This is a genomic window from Azospirillum mesophilum (genome assembly GCF_053470405.2).
Window position 1 is genome coordinate 25414 of record NZ_JBPXMQ020000044.1, and the last position, 21285, is coordinate 46698.

Here is a 21285-nt window from a genome sequence, read left to right on the forward strand (position 1 = left end):
GATGGACGACCCGACGCTCCGCCGTCGTCTGGCGGCCCTGGAGGAGGAGAACGCCCGCCTGCGGGCGGCGCTGGATTCCGCCCGGAGAACGGCCGGGGATCCGCTCCGCGAAACGCTGGAGAACACGCGGGAATACGCCATCATCACCACCAACCCCGATGGCCGCATCACCGGCTGGAACGCCGGCGCGCAGGCCATCCTCGGCTGGTCGGCGGACGAGGCGCTGGGCCGTGACGTCGCCCTGATCTTCACCCCCGAGGATCGCACCGACCACCAGCCCCGCAAGGAGATGGAGACGGCCCAGCGCGAGGGACGGGCGCTCGACAACCGTTGGCACCTGCACAAGGACGGTTCCCGCTTCTGGGCGAACGGGCTGCTGCTGCCGCTGGCCGGCGGGAAAGCGCGGGGCTTCGTGAAGCTTCTGCGCGACGCCTCCGACGAGCGCCGGGCCAAAGACGCGCTGCAGGCTGCCGACCAATGGGCCATCGACATATTGGAGAGCATCAGCGACGCCTTCATCGCGCTCGACCGCGACTTCCGGATCACCCATCACAACGGGGTCGGCGAGCGGATCAGCGGGCTTTCGCGCGCCTCCGTCATCGGCCGGTCCCACTGGGACGTTTGGCCCGCGTCCCTCGGCACGCCGCTGGAGGCGCAATACCGCCGCGCCATGGAGGAGCGCGTCGCCGTCGAGTTGGAGTATCACCACGTCGACGAGAACCAAGACATCTGGCTGGACATCCGCGTCCACCCGACGCCGCAGGGGCTTGCGATCTTCTACCGCGACATCACGGAGCGCAAACGCAACGAGGCGGAACGGGAATGCCTCGCCCGGTCGCTGGAATCGGAACGGCGCCTGCTCCGCGCGGTGGTCGAACAGATGCCCTCCGGCCTGTCGGTCGCGGAAGCGCCGTCTGGAAAAATCCTGATTCACAACGAGATGGCCGTCCGCCTGCTCGGCCACCCGCTGCTGCCCTCGCCCGACTACGCGGCCTACGCCCAGTACGGCGCCCTGCATCCGGACGGCACGCCCTACAGGGCGGAGGACTACCCGATCACCCGCGCCCTGCTCCACGGCGAGACAGTCGATCAAGAGGAGATGTGCTACCGCCGGGGCGACGGGACGCTGACCACCTTCGCCGTGAACGCGGCCCCGGTGCGCGACGGCACCGGCGCCATCATCCTGGCCGTCAGCACCTTCCACGACATCTCCGAACGCAAGGCCATGGAGAACGCCCTGCGCGCCAGCGAGGAACGGCTGCGGCTGGAGCGCGGGTTCCTGAACACGCTGATCCAGCAGGCTCCGGTTGGAATCTCCATCGCCGAGGCGGCGAGCGGCCGTTCCCTCGTGCTGAACGAGAAGGCCGTCGCCATGCTCGGCCACCGCGAAAACGGGAACGACTTCCGGCGCTATGCCACCTACGGCGCCATCCATCCCGACGGCCGGCCCTATGCGGTCGAGGACTACCCGACGGTGCGGGCCTTGCGGAACGGGGAAATCATCGAGGGGCAGGAGGCGCTCTACCGTCGCCCGACCGACGGCCGGGTTACCCGCTTCATGGTGAACAGCGCGCCGGTCCGCGACGACCAGGGCACCATCGTCGCCGCCGTCTCCATCCTGATCGACGTGGAGGAGCAGCGCCGCGCCGAGGAAGCCCTGAACCGCGCCAAGCGGGAGGCCGAACAGGCCAATCTCGCCAAGTCGAAGTTCCTGGCCGCCGCCAGCCACGACCTGCGCCAGCCCATGCAGTCGCTCCTGCTGTTCCTGGAGGTTCTGAAGCCGCACGTCGCCCCGCGCGGGCAGGAGGCGCTGAAGCATCTGGGCCGCGGACTGGACGCGTTGCGGGATCTGCTGGACAGCCTTCTGGACATCTCGCGCCTCGACGCGGGCGTGGTGGAGCCGGCGGTCGAGGACTTCCCGCTCAGCGAACTCATCGACCATGTCGCGGCGGCCTACGCCCCCGTCGCCACCGCACGGGGGCTGGAGCTGAAAGCCGCCCAGTGCCCGATGGTGGTGCGCAGCGACCGCACGCTGCTCGGCCGGATGGTGCGCAACCTGATCGAGAACGCCTTGCGCTACACCGAATCCGGGCGCATCGCCATCGAATGCCGCCCCGCCGGCGACCGCCTGCGGATCGAGGTGCACGACACCGGCATCGGCATCCCGCCGGAGCATCTGGAATGGATCTGGGAGGAGTTCCATCAGGTCGGCAACCCGGAACGCGACCGCAACCGCGGCCTGGGGCTGGGGCTCGCCATCGTCCAGCGCCTGTCCAACCTGCTCGACCATCCGGTGAACGTCCGCTCCCGCCCCGGCGAAGGGTCCGTCTTCAGCATCGAGGTGCCGCTCGGCGAGGAGGTGCCCGCGCCCGCGCACGCCCCGACGACGGAGATCGTGGGAAGCGGGCGGCTGGCGCTTCTGGTGGAGGATGACGTGATTGTTCTGCTCGGCCTGAAGGCCACCTTCGAGAGCTGGGGGTACGAGGTGCTGGCCGCCGGGTCCGCCGATCAGGCGCTGACCCAGCTGCGCAAGGCCGGCCGGCGGCCGGACGTGGTCGTGGCCGACTACCGGCTGCGCGAAGGGCGGACCGGGACGGAGGCGATCCTGCGCATCCGCGCCCTGTGCGGCGTCAACCTTCCCGGCATCCTGCTGACCGGCGAGACTGGGGCCGAGGCCCAGCACGACGCGGCGGCGCACCACCTGCACGTCATCCACAAGCCGGTCACCCCCCGTCAGCTGGGGGCCGCGCTGGAGACCATATTACAGAGCTGACCGCTGGACGGGCGCCGGCCGCGATCACATATCAGTCGGCCTACCCCGACCGGAGAAGCGTCCCGTGCCCACCGCGACCGGAAGCCCGTCCGTCCCGCGCCTCGGCTGGTGCTGCCAGTTCATCCCGCCGGACGGCGACGCCAAGCTGGCCCAGCGCATGAATCCGGGCACCGTGACCGTCTCCGCGCTCAGCAAGCTGAACGACGCCCGCGCGGTGGAGAAGCTGACCGACGTGCTGCGCCGGAACATCCAGGCCCTGCACCTGCAACTGGACGAGGTGGCGAAGCACCCGCCCTACCGCCGGCTCCTGCGCGTCAACAGCGGCCTGCTCCCGGTCTACACGCACGAGATCGGCCGGCGTCTGTACCAGGAACCCAGCGTCCGCGCGCTGGTCGAAGCCGGCCTGACCCACGCCGGCCGCAAGGCCAATGACGCCGGCATCCGCATCGGGCTGCACCCCGACCAGTTCTGCGTCCTGAACAGCGCCAATCCGGCGACGCTCCGGAACTCGGTGGACGAGTTGGAGTATCACGCGGACATCCTGCGCCTGATGGGCCTGACCGGCGGCTGGCACCCCAGGGGAGCCCACGTCAACATCCACGGCGGCGGCCGGGCGGAAGGCGTTGCCGGCTTCCGCCGTGGCTTCGCCCTGCTGTCGGAGGACGCGCGCAATCTGGTGACGGTCGAGAACGACGAAATGTCCTTCGGCCTGGACGACCTGCTGCCGCTGGCCGACGCGGTGCCCATCGTGCTGGACCTGCATCACCACTGGGTGAAGACGCAGGGCGAATACATGCGCCCCGACGACCCGCGCATCGCCACAATCGTCGCGTCCTGGCGCGGCGTGCGCCCTGTCGCGCACATCAGCGTGTCGCGCGAGGACCTGCTGGACGACTGGCCCGCCGACACCCTGCCGGACTACGCCGCGCTCGCCGCCCGTGGGCTGAAGGCCAAGGACTTGCGCGCGCATTCCCAGCGCATGTGGAACCACGCCGTCAACCGGCTGGTCTCGGCACACCTGTCCTGGGCCGACTTCGAGGTGGAGGCCAAGGCCAAGAACCTCGCCGTCGATGACCTGGAGCAGGACGCGCTGGGTACCGGTGCGCTCACTGTGTGAAGAACATCCAGGCCGCGGCGGCGATCGAGGCCAGGGAAGCCAGCACCGCGCCGCCCCGCGTCATGACGCCCTGCCGGTGCAGCGCGATGGCCATGGCGACCAGCGCCGGGGTGACGATCAGCAGGCCGATCTGTGGTTCGTTCATGATGTCCGCTCCTGCACCCACCGTCGTAGGTTGGGTTGAGCGTCCGCGAAACCCAACACACCGATGTGATGCGAAAATGTTGTGTTGAAGCAAGGCTTCAACACAACCTACGGGGAATGTTCACCCCACGACCTGCCGATACAGGGCAGGCAGAGCCTTGGTCAGGTGCGACACCTGCGGGAAGATGGCGTAGCCGCCGCGGCCGAACAGGTAGGGGAAATAGTCGCGCGCCTCGGCGTCCACGGTGATGCCGAACAGGGCGATGCCCTGGCGGCGGGCCTCCTGGATGGCGACGCGCGTGTCCTCGATGCCGTAGCGGCCCTCGTAATGGTCGGTGTCGTTGGGCTTGCCGTCGGACAGCAGGATCAGCAGCCGGTGCCGGTTCGGCCGCTCGGCCAGCCGCGCCGTGGCGTGGCGGAGTGCGGCCCCCATGCGCGTGTAGTAGCCGGGCTTCAGGGCCTGTACGCGGCGCTGCACCTTTGCGGTCAGGGGTTCGTCGAAGTCCTTGACGGTCTGCACCCGCACCCAGCTCCGCTTCCGGGAGGTGAAGGCGAAGATGGCGTGGTCGTCGCCGCAGGCGTTCAAGCCGTTGGAGAGGGCGAGCAGCGCCTCCTTCTCCACGTCCAGCACGCGGCGCCCGTCCACCCAGCCGTCTGTGGACAGCGAAGCGTCCACCAACACCGCCACGGCCAGATCGCGCGCGGCGCTGCGCACGGACTGGTAGACGCGCTCGCTGCCCGAACCGCCGGCGCGGTGATCGGCGCGGCTGCGCACCAGGGCGGACAGGTCCAGGTCATCGCCGTCCGGCTGGCCGGTGAAGACCATGCGTTTGGGCCGCAGCGCCTCGAACTGACGGCGCACCTGCCGGATGCGGCGCAGCGCCTCCTCATCGGGCGCCCAGTCCTCGCCCTCCTCGGACGCCGGTTCGGCGATGACGCGGCAGTGGGCGGCGTGGTAGGCGCGGCGGTGATAGTCCCATTCCGGGTAGCTCACCTCCGCCATCAGCGGCGCGGCATCCACCGCGGAGGGCGCCAGTTCCAGGTCCAGCTTCAGGCGGGTGGAGGGCTTCTTCTGGTGCTGGGCGAGCGCCACCTCCTCCATGTCGTCGATGGCTTGCTTGGCGCCTTCCTCGTCGTCGTCCTCGACGGAGCGCGGGATGTTCATCATCTCCGCAAGGCCGAGGAGCTTCTCGAAGCGGTTCAGGATCAGCGGATCCTCGCGCTGCACCTGATCGCTGTCGCGGCGCTTGGCCTTGCGGCGCTGGCCGTCGCTGTCGGCGGATTCCTCGGCGCCGGTCTCCGCATCGCCGTCCTGGGTGGCGGCGGATGCGCCGGTCTCGACCCGACCGGCCACCTCGCCCCACAGCGGCACGGGCAGGAAGGGCTTGTAGCCGACGGGTGCGGTGAAGCGGTCCAGCGGCACGACGTCGTCCAGGACGGCGCCGCCCTCCCCCGCGCCCAGCAGGGAGAGCACGGCGGCCTCGACGGCGGCCTCGTCCTTCGGCAGCGGGCGCTTCGGCCGCACGGCCAGCAGCGCGGCCCCCAGCTCCGCGTGCAGCCGCCGCAGGCCCGGCCAGCGGGCGAAGACGCGCGCCGTGGTGGCCTTCGCCTGCCGCAACGCCTGCACGTCGGCCCGCAGCGGGTCGGCCGGAGCCTCCGCCGCCGGCTCCGCGTGGGCGAAGTAGGCGGCCAGCCACTCGTAGAGCCGCTCGTTCAACGCCGCGTCGGGGAAGACGTCCAGCACGGCGGGCAGTTGCAGCACGTCGCCGTCGAGCGCCGGGCGCTCCATCTTCTCCGTGCCGAGCCCGATGCGCTCCAGCAGAGCCAGCCGGTGGCCGGAGCTGCTGCGCGCGGCGGCGGCCAGCCGCACGCTCCGGTCGCCACCCAAGCCCCGGAAGAACACCCCCAGCCGTGGGCGGATCGCCTCCAGCGCCACGGCGGCGTCGGGGTGGCGCGGGTAGCTCGACCGGCCGCCGATCAGGCGGTGCCAGTGGCGGCCGATGGTCTCTTCGGGCTCGAACAGCGACAGCAGCATGATGCTTTTACTTCCCAACCATCATCCAAGGGCGATGTCGGCGACACGCAGCAGCGCCTGCCGCACGTCGGCGTCGTCGGTCAGCGGTTCGATCAGGGCGGTGCGAATGGCGCGGTCCGGCTTGATGCCGGAGCGGATCAGCGTGGCGCAGTAGACCAGCAGGCGGGTCGAGACGCCCTCCTCCAGATCCTGGCCCTTCAGGTCGCGCAGCGCGCCGGCCAGCCGCACCAGCGGGGTGACGCGCCCTTCCGGCAGACCGCTTTCGCGGGCGACGATGGCGATTTCGGACTCCGGCGCCGGGAAGTCGAATTCCACGGCCAGGAAGCGCTGGCGCGTGCTGGGCTTCAGCGCCTTCAGGACGTTCTGGTAGCCGGGGTTGTAGGAGACGACCAGCATGAAGCCGTCCGGCGCCTCCAGCAGTTCGCCCGTGCGGTCCAGCGGCAGCAGGCGGCGGCCGTCGGTCAGCGGGTGCAGCACGACGGTCACGTCCTTGCGCGCCTCCACCACCTCGTCGAGATAGCATATGGCCCCCTCGCGCACGGCGCGGGTCAGCGGCCCGTCCACCCACACCGTGTCGCCGCCCTTCAGCAGGTAGCGCCCGGTCAGATCGGCCGCGGTCAGGTCGTCGTGGCAGGACACCGTGTAGAGCGGACGCCCCAGCTTCGCCGCCATGTGCGACACGAAGCGCGTCTTGCCGCAGCCCGTCGGGCCTTTCAGCAGAAGCGGCAGGCGGTGGCGGTAGGCGTGCTCGAACAGCTCGCACTCGTCGCCCACCGCTTGGTAGTAGGGAATGTCGAGGTCGTCCGCGACGGCGGCCAGAGCGCTGCGGGTCATGGAATTCTCCTGGTGGGAGTTTTTCTCCCTCTCCCCTCCGGGGAGAGGGTCGGGGTGAGGGGGACTCGCTTTTGCCGGACGTTCGGCCATCGCGGATCCCCCTCACCCTGCCCTCTCCCCGGAGGGGAGAGGGTCCTCAGAGGGCGATCACTCCGCGGGCTGGACGGCGCCGGTCAGCGGGGTCTTCCGGGACGCGGGCACCGGGCCGAGCAGGGCGTAGAGGTACAGCGCGGCACCGATGAACACCGCCACGCCGGCCGCCAGACGCACCCAGTAGAACGGAGCGATCTGATCCTGCACGGACATGTAGTCCATGCCCAGCACGCGCTGCAGGTGGACCTGCACGACGCCGGCGAAGGTCAGGGCGAAGGTCATCACCGTCATGCCGCCGCACATCAGCCAGAAGCTCAGCTTGTTGAGGGTCTGGTGGTAGGGGGCAACGCCGCGCAGGTGCGGCATGGCGTAGCTGAAGATCGCCAGGTTGATCATGGCGTAGGCGCCGAAGAAAGCCAGGTGACCATGGGCCGCCGTGACCTGCGTGCCGTGGGTGTAGTAGTTGACCGAGGACAGCGTGTGCAGGAAGCCCCACACGCCGGCGCCCAGGAAGGCGAAGACCGCGCAGCCGACCGACCACAGCAGGGCCGCCTTGTTCGGGTGGTTGCGGCCGCCCTTCAGCACCATCTGGATCGAGAAGATCACCATCGCGAAGAACGGGGCGACTTCCAGCGTCGAGAACAGCGAGCCGATCCACTGCCAGAAGCCCGGCGTGCCGATCCAGTAGTAGTGGTGGCCGGTGCCCAGCAGGCCGGAGAACAGGGCCATGCCGACGATGGCGTACAGCCACTTCTCAACGATCTCACGGTCCACGCCGGTCATCTTGATCATGAGGAAGGCGAGGATGGAGGCCATCACCAGTTCCCACACGCCCTCGACCCACAGATGGACGACGTACCACCAGTACATCTTGTCCAGCGCCAGGTTGGTCGGGTTGTAGAAGGAGAACAGGAAGAAGATCGCGATGCCCCACAGCCCCATCACCAGGATGTTGGTGATGACCGTCTTGCGGCCCTTCAGCACCGTCATGGAGATGTTGAAGAGGAAGATCAGCGCCACCACGACGATGGCGACCTTGATCCACAGCGGCTGCTCCAGGAACTCGCGCCCCTCATGGATGCGGAAGACGTAGCCGACGACCGCGGCCAGCGCCCCGAACATGAACAGGCCGAACTGGATGTAGGCCAGCTTCGGGCTGTGCAGCTCGCGCTCGGCCTCTTCCGGGATCAGGTAATAGGCGGCACCGAAGAAGCCCATCAGCAGCCACACGATCAGCGCGTTCGTGTGGATCATGCGCAGGATGTTGAAGGGCAGAAGTTCCGACAGCGTGTTGGGCAGCACATAGACCGTGCCGGCGACAAGGCCGACCAGCAACTGCACCGCGAACAGGGCCAGCGCGCCGTAGAAGAAAGGCAGCGCCACCTTTTGGGATTCATATTTCATGGCTTATTGGTCCTTTCCTCAGCCGGAGACCTTGGGCGGCCAGTTCTGCGTGTTGATGCGGCTGGTCCAGGCGAAGAAGTCGGCGAGGTCGTTGACCTCCTGGTCGGTCAGATGGAACTGCGGCATCTGACGGCGGCCCTCGATGCCGCTCGGCTGGGCGGCGAACCACGCCTTGAGCGCGTCGCGCGCACCCTGCGGGTCCTTGTCGCCGCCGTAGCGAACCCAGACATTGCCCAGTTCCGGCGCGAAATAGGCACCTTCGCCCAGCAGGGTGTGGCAGTTGATGCAGGAGTTCTTCTCCCACACATGCTTGCCGCGGGCGACGCTTTCGGTCAGCCCGGCCTTGTCCGTGCTGGTGTTCACCACATAAACGTGGCTGAAGGCGGTCAGCGACACGAAGGCCGCAAAGAAGAAAAGCGATCCGCCGTAGAAGATGTTCCGGGCGGCCGCCTTGGTAAAGCGTTCCGTCATACGTTCGGTTCCCCTGGATCGGGGCTCCCGGAACACCAGAACTGGCCGTCCGTTGAGCCCGTGCATCGGCGGCCGTGCCGCCATCCGTGCAGGAAAGTTGACTGAATTGGTCGGGCTATCCTTGACCGCGATCAAGCCGCCGTAATCAAGCCGATCAACCGAAGTTGCGTCCGCGAACGCCCGCCCTGTTTGCGCCCTTTGATCACGGCGGCTCTTGATGCGAATCAAGACGAACGCATTCCGTGGTGACATGATCGGCACCAACCCAGGCGGATCGCGGCCTCATTCGTCCGTGCCCCGATCCCAAACCGCATTTTTGGCTCACGAGGCCGCCATGACCATCACCGCCGACCAGCCCCTGCTCAAGATCCTGCGCGACGACGAGTCCGCGCGGGAGCGGCTGCTGTCCCTCCTCGGTCCCGACAGCGCGCTCGCGGACCTGATCGTGCAGGACGTCGTGCCCGCCCGCCTGCGCGTGGGGGAAGCGGCGCGCATGGCAGGCATCCCGCTGGAGCGCTTCGCCGCCGTTCTGAACGGCGACCTCTGTCCGGCCTCCGAACCCGCCCCGCCCCCGACCCAAAAACCGCCGGCCCCAAAGCCTGTATCTCCTACTGCCCCGATCAGTCAAAACGACTGGTTCGCGCAGGCGGAGGCCGTGGGGGCCGTGCATCTGGACGTGCGCCCGATCCTGGAGTCGGGGCGCGACCCCTTCGCCGACGTGATGCGGGTGACGGGGGACGTGCCGCCGGACGGCTTCCTCATCGTGGACGCGCCCTTCGACCCCGCCCCCTTGCGGCGCGTGCTGGCCGGCAAGGGCTTCACGTCCGTGGGGCGGCTGGTGGAGCCCGGCCACTGGCGCATCTGCTTCCGCCGCGCCCTGTGCGCCCCGGCAGCCCAGCCGGCGATGACGATGCCCGGCGAGACCTGGCGGGAAGGCAACGTCGTCCACATCGACGTGCGCGGCATGGTCCCGCCGGGTCCGCTGAACGCCATCCTGAAGCTGGTCGAATCGGGGGAGGCCCCGGCGATCATGGCCCATCTGGACCGCGACCCGCTGCCGCTCTACGCGGAGCTGGAAAGCCTTGGATGGGACTGCGTGGCCAAGCAGAAGCACGGCAACGAGGTGCGCCTGATCCTGCGTCCGAAGGGGGCGGCCTGAGCGAGAGTTCGTCGGTCGGGAGACCTTTGCCCCCTCCCCGACCCTCCCCCGCTATGCGGGAGAGGGGGCTTTGGCAGAGCGACGGCAGCCCCCTCCACCTCGAAGAGGGGGAGGGTTGGGGAGGGGGCCAACCAGTTCAGCTCTCGAACTCCGGCATCCGCCATGGCCCGCCCAGGTCCGCGTTCCGCAGCAGCAGCACCAGTTCCTCCCGCGCGCGGGTCACCGCCGTGTAGAGCCAGCGCCACTTGTGCTCGCGGAAGGCGGCGGAGTCGTCCAGCACCGTGACCGATGGGAACTCCGACCCCTGGGAGGCGTGGCAGGTGATCAGCCACGCCCAGTCGAACAGCTGGATGTCCCGGTCCACCCGCGTCGGGGCGGGCTCGCCGCTGTAGTGGGCCTGGAACAGGCCGGGATGGACCAGCAGGTTGGTCCGCATCCGCATCTCGTCCTCCATCTGCACGCCAAGCGACCACAGGCCGTCGCGCTTGCCGCGCCCCTCGGTCGCGGGGCGGGTCAGCGTGCCGATCATGCCGTTGAAAAGACCTTCCTCCCGGTCGTTGCGGCGGCAGATCACCCGCTCCCCGGCCTGGGGCATGACGGTGGCGAAGCCGTGGCGCGTGCGGATGCGCCGGGTGAAGTCGGAGCGGACGCGGTGCGTGCCGCAGATGGACTGGGTGTCCACGCGCATCGCCAGCCCCTCCGTCGTCCGGTTCAGCGGCAGCACATGGGCCTTCCCGGCCGAGCCGAAACGGCGCGGCAGCTCCTGCCGGCGCAGCAGATGGGCCAGCCGGATCACCGGGCTTTCGCGCGCGGTGCGGTGCGGCTCCACAAGACGGAAGTCCGGCTGGCCGGCGGTCAGCGTGCCCTGCCCCGACACCGGCGGAAGCTGGTAGTCGTCGGCGATCATCAGGATCTTCTTGCCCGACCGGATCAGGTCGCCCGCCACGTCGTCGCCGATCATCGAGCCCTCGTCGCAGACGATCAGGTCGGCCTCGACGAAGGCGCCTTCCGCCCGGCGGGCGAAGAACAGCTCCCCCGTGTCGTCGTCCTGGCGCGGGGCGTAGATCAGCGAATGCAGCGTCGCCGCCTGCTCCAGCCCCTTGGAGCGCAGCACCTGCGCCGCCTTGCCCGTCGGCGCCCCGACGACGAAATGCTCCAGCCGGCGGCGCTCCTGAAGATGGTCCAGCGCGAAGACGGTGGTCTTGGTCTTGCCGGTTCCGGCCTCCCCCGCCAGCCAGAAGATCTGCTTGGCGTTGGGGTCGGTGTACCACGCGTCGATGGCCTGGATGGCGCGGTGCTGCTCGTCCGTCGGCGTTTCCGAACGGCTGGGTCTGATCTTTTCCGGTGGCTGGGACATCACATGCTCCGAGGGGTGGGGCACTTTACCCCGACGCCGAACATCGGTGCAGGGAAAGCATGCAACCCACCGCACCGAATCGCGTTGTTGTTGTGTACGCACATGGAGAGGAGGCCGGTATGCGCGCACTCGCCATCGGAATCATGACCGCCCTGATCAGCATCGCGGCCCCACAGGCGCACGCGGCGTCGGCCTGCCCCGGCGTGGAGGATTTGCCGGTCGTCGGGGGCGAGCCGCTCTCCGATTTGGACGACCTGATCGACCGCACCGTCACGGGCAGCGACGGCCAGCGGGTGGGGACGGTGTGGGACGTGACGCTCGACCGCTGCCGGTCGCCGCAGGACATCATCCTCGCGGAGAGCGACGGCAGCCGGAAGGTCGCGATCCCCATCGACCGGATACGCACCGTGACCAACGACAACCGCGTGGAGTTGAGCGGCCTGTCCGCCGCCGACGTGCACGCCCTGCCGGCCTACCGGGGCAGCGCGGCGCTGACCTCCCTGGCGCGCGGACGGCCGTAGGCCGGCGCCTTGGTGAGCCGGACCCCAACCAGCGCGGCGAACACGCCCCCATAGACGAAGGGCGGGATCTGCCAGCCCTTGACCAGCATCATGTAATGCAGGCAGCCCGCCGCCCCCGCCGCGAACACCGCCTTGTGCAGCGCCCGCCAGCGCCGCCCGCCCAGCCGGCGGACCATCCTGTCGGTGGAGGTGGCGGCGAGCGCCGACAGGATCACGAAGGCGCCCATGCCGACCGTGATGTAGGGGCGCTTCACGATGTCCTTCCAGATCGCCGCCCAGTCGAAGAACTGGTCCACGACAACGTAGCTCAGCACATGGACCACGGCGTAGGCGAAGGCGAACAGCCCAATCATGCGCCGGAACCGGGCCAGCGCCGCCACCCCGGTCAGCACGCGCAACGGCGTGACCGCCAGCGCAATCAGCAGGAAGCGCAAGGCCCACAGGCCCGTCTGCCGCACACCCTCCGCCACCGGTTCGGCACCCAGCCCGCCGGTCAGCGCCAGCCAGACGGTCCAGCCCATGGGCAGCAGCGCCAGAACGAACAGCGCCGGCTTCGCGGCGCGCGCGGACAGCGCCACCGTCAGTCGTTTCTTCAAGGGAACGGCCATGTCAGTAGTTCTTCCGCAGGTCCATGCCGGCGTAGAGCGACGCCACCTCCTCCGCATAGCCGTTGAAGGGCAGCGTCTTGCGGCGGAAGAAGTCGCCGACGCGCCGCTCGTTCGCCTGGCTCCAGCGCGGATGGTCAACGTCCGGGTTGACGTTGGCGTAGAAGCCGTATTCGCGCGGTTGCAGCTTGTTCCAGGCGGTCGGCGGCTGGTCCTTCCTCAGGGTGATGCGGACGATGGACTTGATCGATTTGAAACCGTATTTCCAGGGCACGACCAGCCGCACCGGCGCACCGTTCTGGTTCGGCAGCACGTCCCCGTACATGCCCACGGCCAGGATCGCCAGCGGGTGCATGGCCTCGTCCAGCCGCAAGCCCTCCACATAAGGCCAGTCGATCACCCCCAACCGCTGGCCGGGCATCTGCGCCGGGTCGTTCAAAGTTTGGAAGGCGACGTATTTGGCGGAACCGGTGGGCTCCACCCGCTTCAGAAGCTCGGCGACCGGGAAGCCGATCCAGGGGATCACCATCGACCAGGCCTCGACGCAGCGCAGCCGGTAGATGCGCTCCTCCAGCGGGAAGGCCAGCAGATCCTCGATGCCGAAGGTCGTGGGCTTCGCCACCTCGCCGTCCACGACGACCGTCCAGGGGCGCGTGCGCAGCTTCCCGGCATATTCGGACGGATCGGTCTTGCCGGTGCCGAATTCGTAGAAGTTGTTGTAGGTGGTGGCCGACTTGATCGGCGTCACGGCATCGAGCTTCGCGTCCGGCGGGCTGACGGTCGTCTTGGCGTCGAAGGTGGCGGCGCTGGACAGCAGGGGAAAGCCGCTCCCGACCGCCAGGGCGGCGGCCCCGCCCGCGATGACCGAGCGCCGGGACAGGAACAGCCCCTTGGGCGTGACCTCGTCCTCGCGGGCCTGCGACGCGGCGCGGAATTTCAGCAACATTCGGGCGACTCCAGGCGGACATCCATGGATATCACAGTAATCCTGGTGTCGGCGGAGGGCGAATCACAGCGGGAACACGATCGCGTGAGGGCGTTTTGCCCCCTCCCCAGCCCTCCCCCGCTTCGCGGGAGAGGGGGCCTGTTCCCCTCCACCGCCAAAGGCGGGGGAGGGTGCCCGCGAAGCGGGCGGGAGGGGGCAACCGCAATCTTACGCCGCCGCGACCGCCGCGACCGGGACCGACCGGATCAGGAAGTCGAAGGCCGACAGCGCCGCCTTCGATCCCTCGCCCATGGCGATGATGATCTGCTTGTACGGCACCGTGGTCGCGTCGCCTGCGGCGAAGACGCCGGGGACGGAGGTGCGGCCGTGCGCGTCCACCTCGATCTCGCCGCGCGGGGACAGGGCCAGCGCGCCCTTCAGCCATTCGGTGTTCGGCACCAGACCGATCTGGACGAAGATGCCTTCCAGATCGATGCGGCGCAGCTCGCCGCTGGTGCGGTCCTTGTAGCTGAGGCCGGTCACCTTCTCGCCGTCGCCGTGGACCTCGGTGGTCTGGGCGTGGGTGATGACGGTGACGTTCGGCAGGCTGTACAGCTTGCGCTGGAGCACCGCGTCGGCGCGCAGTTGAGTGTCGAACTCGATCAGCGTGACCTGGGCGACGATGCCGGCCAAGTCGATGGCCGCTTCGACGCCGGAGTTGCCACCGCCGATCACCGCCACGCGCTTGCCCTTGAACAGCGGGCCGTCGCAGTGCGGGCAGTAGGCCACGCCCTTGTTGCGGTACTCGTCCTCGCCGGGGACGTTCATCTGCCGCCAGCGGGCGCCGGTGGACAGGATGACCGTCTTGGACTTCAGCGATGCGCCGCTGGCCAGCTGCACCTCGATCAGGCCGCCGGGCTCCGACGCCGGGATCAGCTTTTCGGCGCGCTGGAGGTTCATGATGTCCACGTCATAGTCCTTGACGTGCTGCTCCAGCGCCGCGGCCAGCTTCGGCCCCTCGGTGTGCGGAACGGAGATGAAGTTCTCGATCGCCATGGTGTCCAGCACCTGGCCGCCGAAACGCTCCGCCGCGATGCCCGTGCGGATGCCCTTGCGGGCCGCGTAGACCGCCGCCGCCGAACCGGCCGGGCCGCCGCCGATCACCAGAACGTCGAAGGCATCCTTGGCCTTGATCTTCTCCGCCTCGCGGGCCACCGCGCCGGTATCGATCTTGGCAAGGATCTGCTCCAGCCCCATGCGGCCCTGGCCAAACGGCTCGCCGTTCAGGTAGATCGACGGGACGGCCATGACCTTGCGCGCCTCGACCTCGCCCTGGAACAGCGCGCCGTCGATGGCGACATGCTTGATCCGGGGGTTCAGCACGCTCATCAGGTTCAGGGCCTGCACCACGTCGGGGCAGTTCTGGCAGGAAAGCGAGAAATAGGTTTCAAAGACGTAGTCACCCTCCAGCGCCTTCACCTGCTCGATGACCTCCGGCGATTCCTTCGCCGGGTGGCCGCCGACCTGCAGCAGCGCGAGGATGAGGGAATTGAACTCGTGCCCCAGCGGCAGCCCCGCGAAGCGCACGCCGATGTCCGTACCGGCGCGGTTGATCGCGAAGGAGGGCTTGCGGGCATCGTCATCGCGCCGGACCAAAGTGATCTTGTCCGACTGCGCGGCGACGTCCTGGAGGAGGTCGAGGAGTTCCTGGGACTTGGCGCCGTCGTCCAGGGATGCCACCAGTTCGACGGGCTGAGTGATTCGCTCGAAATAGGCCTTGAGCTGGCCCTTCACATTATCGTCCAACACGAGACTGGCTCCCGAAACGGTGGAATGCGGCGCGAAGGTGGGCTGTGCCCTGGACCCGGTGGGAACCGGGTCCAGGGACATGCACGGTACAGCCGTGGACTTAGATCTTGCCGACCAGGTCCAGCGACGGGGCGAGGGTCTTCTGACCTTCTTCCCACTTGGCCGGGCAGACTTCGCCGGGGTGCGAGGCGACGTACTGGGCGGCCTTGACCTTGCGGAGCAGCTCGCGGGCGTCACGGCCGACGCCGCCGGCGTTGATCTCGACGATCTGGATCTTGCCGTTCGGGTCGATCACGAAGGTGCCGCGGTCGGCCAGACCCTTCTCCTCGATCATGACTTCGAAGTTGCGGGAGATGACACCGGTCGGGTCGCCGACCATGGTGTACTCGATCTTCTTGATGGCCGGCGAGGTGTCGTGCCAGGCCTTGTGGCAGAAGTGGGTGTCGGTCGACACGCTGTAGATCTCGACGCCGACCTTCTGGAACTCGGCGTAGTTGTCGGCCAGATCCTCAAGCTCGGTCGGGCACACGAAGGTGAAGTCGGCCGGGTAGAAGAAGACGACCGACCACTTGCCCTTCAGGTCGGCATCCGACACGTCGATGAACTTGCCGTTCTTGAAGGCGGTCGCCTTGAAGGGCTTCACTTCGGTGTTGATCAAAGACATGTGTTCTCCATCAGTCTGATGATTCGGGCAAGCGTTGATCCGGCGTCCCGCGTGGCCCGCCGGCCGTCCGCTCCCCCTCGTTGGTCTCGTGACGCCCCGAACGTTAGGGGGAAGCGATCAGAGAGGGAAACGAAAAATACTGATCGCGGTGATCGATAAAATCGATTACACTCCACCGCATGAAGCCGCTGCCCACCCTTCGCCAGCTCCACTATCTCGTTGCCGTCGTCGATCGCTGCCACTTCGGCCGCGCGGCGGAAGCCTGCCTCGTCAGTCAATCCACCCTCTCCGCCGGCATTCAGGAGCTGGAAAACCTCCTCGGCGCGCCGCTTCTGGAGCGCACCAAGCGCACCGTGCTGCCGACCCCGCTGGGCCGGGAGATCGCGGAACGCGCCCGCGCCCTGCTGAAGGGGGCGGAGGATCTGGTGGACGTCGCCCGCTCGGTGGAGGACGCCATGGCCGGGCCGCTGCATCTGGGCGTGATCCCGACGATCGGGCCGTTCCTGATCCCGCGCGTCATGCCGGCCCTGCGCGAGGCCTTCCCCAAGCTGAAGCTCTACCTGCGGGAGGACCAGACCGCGCGCCTGCTGGACCGGCTCGAAGGCGGAGAGCTGGACGCCGCCCTGCTGGCCCTGCCCTATCCCTCCGGCGACGTGGAATCGGTGGACATCGCGGAGGACCGCTTCTCCGTCGTCTGCCCGCCGGGGCACCGGCTGTGCAAGGTCAAGGCGGCGCGGCCGTCCGACATGGCGATGGACGACCTGCTGCTGCTGGAGGACGGCCATTGCCTGCGCGATCATGCGCTGGCCGCCTGCTCGCTGGACGGGGCGCGGCAAAACGCCGCGTTCCAGGGAACCAGCCTGCACACGCTGGTCCAGATGGTCGCGAACGGCCTTGGCGTGACGCTGTTGCCGCAGATGGCGCTCGACTCGGGCATCCTGCGGGGCCTCAACGTGGAGGTGCGCCCGATCGACGCCGCCCGGCCCTTCCGCCGGATCGGGCTGGTCTGGCGCCGCACCTCCGGCCGGAAGGAAACCTTCCGGCAGTTGGCGGCGGCGCTGACCAAGGCGCTCGAACCGGCGGCGCTGGAGCCCGTCACGCAGCCTGCCTGAGCAGGCCCTGCATGTCGTCGAAGGACGGCAGCCGGTCGAGCACGCCCACCGCCGACACGGCCATCGGGCCGGCGAACAGGCTGCGGGCGGTCTCGGCAACGTCCTCGACGCGCACCGAATCGATGCGGTCGAAGATCTGCTCGATCGTGCGGATCTCGCCGGTGCGCAGCAGGGTGCGGGCGAAGCGGTCGGCGCGGCGCATGGTCGATTCCAGCGACTTGCCGACGGAGAAGCGCATCTGCTCCTTCGACCGTTCCAACTCGGCGGCGGTGACGCCGTCCTGCACCTTGCGCAGCTCCTCGAAGAAGACCGGCACCAGCGCCGCCACCTCCTCCGGCCCCGTCCCGGCGTAGAAGCCGAGCGCGCCCCCGTCGGCGTACTGGATCGGCGTGGCGTAGACCGAATAGACCAGCCCGCGCTTTTCCCGGATTTCTTGGAACAGGCGGGAGGTCATGCCGCCGCCCAGGATGTTGGCGAGGTGGCGCAGCGCGTAGCTGGCCGGATCGTCCGAGCCCACGCCCGGAAAGGCCGCCATGAAATGCACCTGCTCCGCCTCGCGCGGCAGCAGGGCGGCCCCGCCCTTGTTGGCGACCGCCTCGTGGAAGGGGGCGTCCTTGGGCGTCAGATGGCCGAACAGCATCTCCACCCGGCGCACCACCGTGTCGTGATCGACGTTGCCGGACACCACGTAAACCATGTGGCGCGGGTCGTAATGGGCGACGTAGTCCAGCAGATGCTCCCGCCCGAAGTTGGCGACGTTTTCCTTCGGCCCCAGGATCGGACGGCCCAGCGCCTGCCCCTCGAAGGCGGTGCGGCGCAGCGCCTCGTAGACCACGTCCTCCGGCTCGTCGGCGTAGCGGCCAATCTCCTGAATGACGACGCCGCGCTCCTTCTCCACCTCCTCCTGCGGGAAGACGGAGTTCAGGACGATGTCGCCGATGATCTCGCAGGACACGTCCACATGCTTGGCGGCCATCTGCGTGTAGTAGGCGGTGACGTCGTAGTCCGTGTAGGCGTTGAAGTCGCCGCCGCGGTTCTCGATCTCCAGCGCGATGTCCAGCGCGTCGCGGGTCTCCGTCCCTTTGAAGATCATGTGCTCCAGGAAGTGGGCGATGCCGTTCACCTCCGGCCGCTCGTTGCGGGCGCCCACCCCGACCCAGACCCCGCTGGTGATCGTGCCGAGATGGGGCAGATGGTCGGTCAGCACGCGGAAGCCGTTGGGCAGGGTGGTCAGTCGGATCGTCACAAACACTCTCCTGGATGGGCGGCGATGATTCTTAGGAGGTAGGGCGCCGGGGGCGGCGGGACAACAGGTGGGCTTTATTCCCCCTCGCCCATCTCCGATGGGAGAGGGGATTTTAGGCCGCGTCCTCATCGATGACGGTCACCCGCTCGGGATTGCCCTGCTCGGCGGTGGCCTGTTCCCACAGTTCGCGGAAGCGCGGCTGGCGGCGGAGCAGGTCCGGCAGGGTGCCGATGTCCAGAATCCGCCCGTCGTACATGTAGACGACGGTGCCGAAGCGCGGCAGCAGGTGCAGGCGGTGGATGGAGGACACGATGCAGGAGTCGGGGAATTCCGCCATCAGGTTGCCGTAGACCTGCGCCTCCGTCGCTGGATCGAGGCTGCTGGTCGGCTCGTCCAGCATGATGATGGAGCTGGTCTTGGCGGCCAGGATGCCGCGCGCCAGCGCCAGCCGCTGCTTCTGCCCGCCGGACAGGTTGCCGCCGCGCTCCACGATGCGGGTGTTCAGCCCCTGGGGCATGGCCTCCACGATGGGGGTGAGGCGGGCGAGGTCGCAGGCGCGACGGACGGCGTCGGCGCCGTGCTCCACGCCCATGGTGATGTTGTGTTCCACCGTGTTCTCGAAGATCTCCGGGTCCTGGGGGATCAGCGTGGCGGCGGAGCGCAGGTCGACCAGTTCCGGATGTTCCACCCCATCGATGTGGAAACGCACCGCGCCGGCCTCGTACAGGCCGCTCAGCACCCGCATCAGGGAGCTTTTGCCCGACCCGCTTTCCCCCACCAGCGCGATGCGGTCACCGCGCCGCAACGTGATCGACACGTCGTCCAGCGTCGGGGCGGCGCTGCGCCGGTTCGGGTGGTGGAATCGCAGGCCCTCCGCGTGAATTTCCCGCCAGTCGTCCGGCACATGGCCGCCGAAGCCCCGGCGTTCCTTGGCGTCGAAGATTTCGTCGGCACCGGACAGGTCGGTGCCGCTGCGCACGATGTCCTGCCATTGCGTGGCGAAGGAGCCGACCACGTCGCCGATCTGCTCCGAATACTGATAGACCATGACCGCCGTGCCGACCATGATCACGCCCGCCGAGCGCCATTCCAGCCACGCGTAGAAGGCCACCAAACCGACGCGCAGCACCTGCCCGAACAGCTCGATGGTCAGCCACTTCGTCTCATTGATCACGATGTTGCGGCGAAGCGGGGCGAAGACCGCGTGCAGGCGGCCCATCATGGCCTTGCGCGTCGCCTCCTCCAGCCGCAGGGTCAGCACCGTGCCGACGTTGCCCAGGCTGTCCACCATCTCCGCCGTGTAGCGCCGCTCCGCCACGTTCTCGTCGTCGATCAGGCGGGCCATGGTGCGGTCCAGCCGCAGCACGACCAGCCCCAGCACCGCGTAGGCCGCGACCGCCACGGCCCCGACCGGCGGGGAGATGGCGAAGATCGCCACCAGAGGCCCGAACAGCCCGACCGCGTTGCGCAGGTAGGTCCATTGGTTCTGGGCGAAGCCGAACAGGGCGAGGTTGGCCTTGCCGACGCGCTGGATCGTCTCGCCGGAATGGTGGGTCTCGTGCCAGCCCATGGGCAGGCACATCAGCTTGGCGTAGACCGCGTCGGAGAAGCGTTCGCGGATCTTCAGGGCGGTGAAGCGCTCCACCACCCGGCCGGGACCGTGCAGCAGCCAGCCGATCACCCCCGCCGCCAGCATCAGCAGCAGCGCGAAGCCCGCCGCCCGAATGTCCTGCGCGCGGGTGTCCTGCAAGGCGTTGACCGCCTGCCCGAAGAAGTAGGGCACCGCCAGCCGCGCCAACTGCGCGCCGACCAGCAGCGCGAAGAACAGCACGACCAGATGCCGGCTGCCCGCCGCGAAATGCCAGAGCGCGCCATAGAGGCGCCACAGGCCGCGGCTCTTGCGGGGGGCGGAGGTCTGCGGGTGCCGGTCCAACAATCCGATCCTCGGGTCAGGAAGCGTTCCCCCTGACAACACCCCAGATCATTGGAAGGTCATCAGAGGATGGTCGCAAGCCGCTCCGGCAGGCTGCCCAGGGCCTGCAAGGCGGTGGCGACGATGTGGCGGGCGGACAAGCCAGCCTCGTCATACTGCTTGGCCGGGCTGTCGTGGTCGAGGAAGCGGTCGGGCAGCACCAGCGGGCGGATCTTCAGGCCCCCATCGAGCAGCCCGGATGTGGCGAGGAACTGCAGCACGAAGCTGCCGAAGCCGCCGACGGAGCCCTCCTCGATGGTGATCAGCACCTCGTGGTGCAGGGCCAACTGGCGCACGAGGTCCTCGTCCAGCGGCTTGGCGAAGCGCGCGTCGGCCACCGTCGTGGACAGGCCCCGCGCGGCCAGCTCGGCCGCCGCCTTGCGCGCCTCGCCCAGCCGGGTGCCGTAGCTGAGGATGGCCACCTTGCTGCCTTCCTGCACCACCCGGCCCTTGCCGATGGGCAGCACCAGCCCACGCTCCGGCAGTTCCAGCCCGACGCCCTCGCCGCGCGGGTAGCGCAGCGCGGAGGCGCGGTCGTCGATGGCCGCGCTGGTCGCCACCATGTGCATCAGCTCCAGCTCGTCCGCCGCAGCCATCAGCACGATGTCGGGCAGGCAGCCGAGATAGGCCACGTCGAAGGAGCCGGCGTGGGTGGCCCCGTCCGCCCCGACCAGCCCGGCGCGGTCGAGCGCGAAGCGCACCGGCAGGTGCTGCAGGACGACGTCGTGCACCACCTGGTCGTAGGCGCGCTGCAGGAAGGTGGAGTAGATGGCGCAGAACGGCCGGAAGCCCTCGCAGGCCAGCCCGGCGGCGAAGGTCACCGCGTGCTGCTCGGCGATGCCGACGTCGAAGCAGCGGTCCGGGAAGCGCTGGGCGAACAGGTCGAGCCCGGTGCCCGAGGGCATGGCCGCGGTGATGGCGAGCACCGACGGGTCGGCGGCGGCCTCGGCGATCAGGGCGTTGGCGAAGACGCGGGTGTAGGTCGGGGCGTTGGAGGCCGGCTTGGCCTGGGCGCCGGTGATGACGTCGAACTTGGCGACGGCG

Annotated in this window: 18 protein-coding genes; 5 read left to right on the forward strand and 13 right to left on the reverse strand. The window is 68.7% G+C overall.

All coding sequences use genetic code 11. From position 1 onward, the window contains the following. Nucleotide 1: 1 nt before the first annotated feature. Nucleotides 2-2773, forward strand: coding sequence for a PAS domain-containing sensor histidine kinase (locus ACSVC7_RS27430; protein ID WP_448207090.1), 2772 nt, complete (start codon nucleotides 2-4; stop codon nucleotides 2771-2773). A gap of 64 nt (nucleotides 2774-2837) precedes the next feature. After that, a complete protein-coding gene (locus tag ACSVC7_RS27435) occupies nucleotides 2838-3890 on the forward strand; it encodes an apurinic/apyrimidinic endonuclease family protein (RefSeq protein ID WP_448207089.1) in 1053 nt (350 codons plus the stop codon). Here ACSVC7_RS27435 and ACSVC7_RS27440 read toward each other — a convergent pair. The 5 genes from ACSVC7_RS27440 to ACSVC7_RS27460 all read right to left on the reverse strand — a co-directional run bounded on the left by ACSVC7_RS27440 (nucleotide 3880) and on the right by ACSVC7_RS27460 (nucleotide 8871). Beyond that, complete coding sequence (locus tag ACSVC7_RS27440) at nucleotides 3880-4035, reverse strand: hypothetical protein (protein WP_448207088.1); 156 nt, start codon at nucleotides 4033-4035, stop codon at nucleotides 3880-3882. The two genes, ACSVC7_RS27435 and ACSVC7_RS27440, sit on opposite strands and share 11 nt — an antisense overlap. A gap of 120 nt (nucleotides 4036-4155) precedes the next feature. After that, nucleotides 4156-6069: a nitric oxide reductase activation protein NorD gene (locus ACSVC7_RS27445; RefSeq protein WP_448207087.1), complete on the reverse strand. Its 1914-nt coding sequence runs from the start codon at nucleotides 6067-6069 to the stop codon at nucleotides 4156-4158. Nucleotides 6070-6090: 21 nt separating this feature from the next. Then, complete coding sequence (locus tag ACSVC7_RS27450; RefSeq protein WP_448207086.1) at nucleotides 6091-6903, reverse strand: CbbQ/NirQ/NorQ/GpvN family protein; 813 nt, start codon at nucleotides 6901-6903, stop codon at nucleotides 6091-6093. Nucleotides 6904-7050: 147 nt separating this feature from the next. Next, nucleotides 7051-8400: a cbb3-type cytochrome c oxidase subunit I gene (locus ACSVC7_RS27455; RefSeq protein ID WP_448207085.1), complete on the reverse strand. Its 1350-nt coding sequence runs from the start codon at nucleotides 8398-8400 to the stop codon at nucleotides 7051-7053. 18 nt (nucleotides 8401-8418) lie between these two features. Beyond that, nucleotides 8419-8871: a c-type cytochrome gene (locus tag ACSVC7_RS27460; RefSeq protein ID WP_448207084.1), complete on the reverse strand. Its 453-nt coding sequence runs from the start codon at nucleotides 8869-8871 to the stop codon at nucleotides 8419-8421. Between the two features lie 334 nt (nucleotides 8872-9205). Between ACSVC7_RS27460 and ACSVC7_RS27465 the strand changes: the two genes are divergently transcribed. Then, complete coding sequence (locus ACSVC7_RS27465; protein WP_448207083.1) at nucleotides 9206-10030, forward strand: DUF2249 domain-containing protein; 825 nt, start codon at nucleotides 9206-9208, stop codon at nucleotides 10028-10030. Between the two features lie 136 nt (nucleotides 10031-10166). On the opposite strand, the gene ACSVC7_RS27470 is transcribed toward ACSVC7_RS27465, so the two are convergent. Continuing rightward, entirely contained in the window at nucleotides 10167-11387 is a 1221-nt protein-coding gene (locus ACSVC7_RS27470; RefSeq protein WP_448207082.1) for an ATP-dependent DNA helicase, read from the reverse strand. 119 nt (nucleotides 11388-11506) lie between these two features. On the opposite strand from ACSVC7_RS27470, the gene ACSVC7_RS27475 reads away from it, so the two are divergent. Then, complete coding sequence (locus tag ACSVC7_RS27475) at nucleotides 11507-11908, forward strand: PRC-barrel domain-containing protein (RefSeq protein ID WP_448207081.1); 402 nt, start codon at nucleotides 11507-11509, stop codon at nucleotides 11906-11908. On the opposite strand, the gene msrQ is transcribed toward ACSVC7_RS27475, so the two are convergent. From msrQ to ahpC, 4 genes are all read right to left on the reverse strand, one after another. Continuing rightward, nucleotides 11860-12516 (reverse strand): protein-methionine-sulfoxide reductase heme-binding subunit MsrQ, encoded by a 657-nt coding sequence (msrQ, locus tag ACSVC7_RS27480; RefSeq protein ID WP_448207080.1) that lies wholly within the window; start codon nucleotides 12514-12516, stop codon nucleotides 11860-11862. The two genes, ACSVC7_RS27475 and msrQ, sit on opposite strands and share 49 nt — an antisense overlap. A 1-nt stretch (nucleotide 12517) precedes the next feature. Continuing rightward, complete coding sequence (gene msrP / locus ACSVC7_RS27485; protein WP_448207079.1) at nucleotides 12518-13459, reverse strand: protein-methionine-sulfoxide reductase catalytic subunit MsrP; 942 nt, start codon at nucleotides 13457-13459, stop codon at nucleotides 12518-12520. A gap of 207 nt (nucleotides 13460-13666) precedes the next feature. Then, nucleotides 13667-15247, reverse strand: a complete 1581-nt coding sequence (ahpF, locus tag ACSVC7_RS27490; protein WP_448207078.1) for an alkyl hydroperoxide reductase subunit F — start codon at nucleotides 15245-15247, stop codon at nucleotides 13667-13669. Between the two features lie 100 nt (nucleotides 15248-15347). After that, a complete protein-coding gene (ahpC, locus tag ACSVC7_RS27495; RefSeq protein ID WP_448207077.1) occupies nucleotides 15348-15911 on the reverse strand; it encodes an alkyl hydroperoxide reductase subunit C in 564 nt (187 codons plus the stop codon). Between the two features lie 179 nt (nucleotides 15912-16090). Here ahpC and ACSVC7_RS27500 point away from each other — a divergent pair, with 179 nt between their 5' ends. After that, a complete protein-coding gene (locus tag ACSVC7_RS27500; RefSeq protein ID WP_448207076.1) occupies nucleotides 16091-17023 on the forward strand; it encodes a hydrogen peroxide-inducible genes activator in 933 nt (310 codons plus the stop codon). Here ACSVC7_RS27500 and ACSVC7_RS27505 read toward each other — a convergent pair. The 3 genes from ACSVC7_RS27505 to ACSVC7_RS27515 form a co-directional block, all read right to left on the reverse strand. After that, on the reverse strand, nucleotides 17007-18269 hold the full coding sequence (locus ACSVC7_RS27505; RefSeq protein ID WP_448207075.1) for a M16 family metallopeptidase: 1263 nt from the start codon (nucleotides 18267-18269) through the stop codon (nucleotides 17007-17009). The two genes, ACSVC7_RS27500 and ACSVC7_RS27505, sit on opposite strands and share 17 nt — an antisense overlap. A gap of 112 nt (nucleotides 18270-18381) precedes the next feature. Further along, nucleotides 18382-20202 carry an ABC transporter ATP-binding protein gene (locus tag ACSVC7_RS27510; protein WP_448207074.1) on the reverse strand — a complete coding sequence of 607 codons (1821 nt, stop codon included), beginning with the start codon at nucleotides 20200-20202 and terminating at the stop codon, nucleotides 18382-18384. Between the two features lie 62 nt (nucleotides 20203-20264). Then, nucleotides 20265-21285: transketolase C-terminal domain-containing protein (locus ACSVC7_RS27515; RefSeq protein WP_483508891.1), on the reverse strand; the 1021-nt coding region annotated here is incomplete at its 5' end.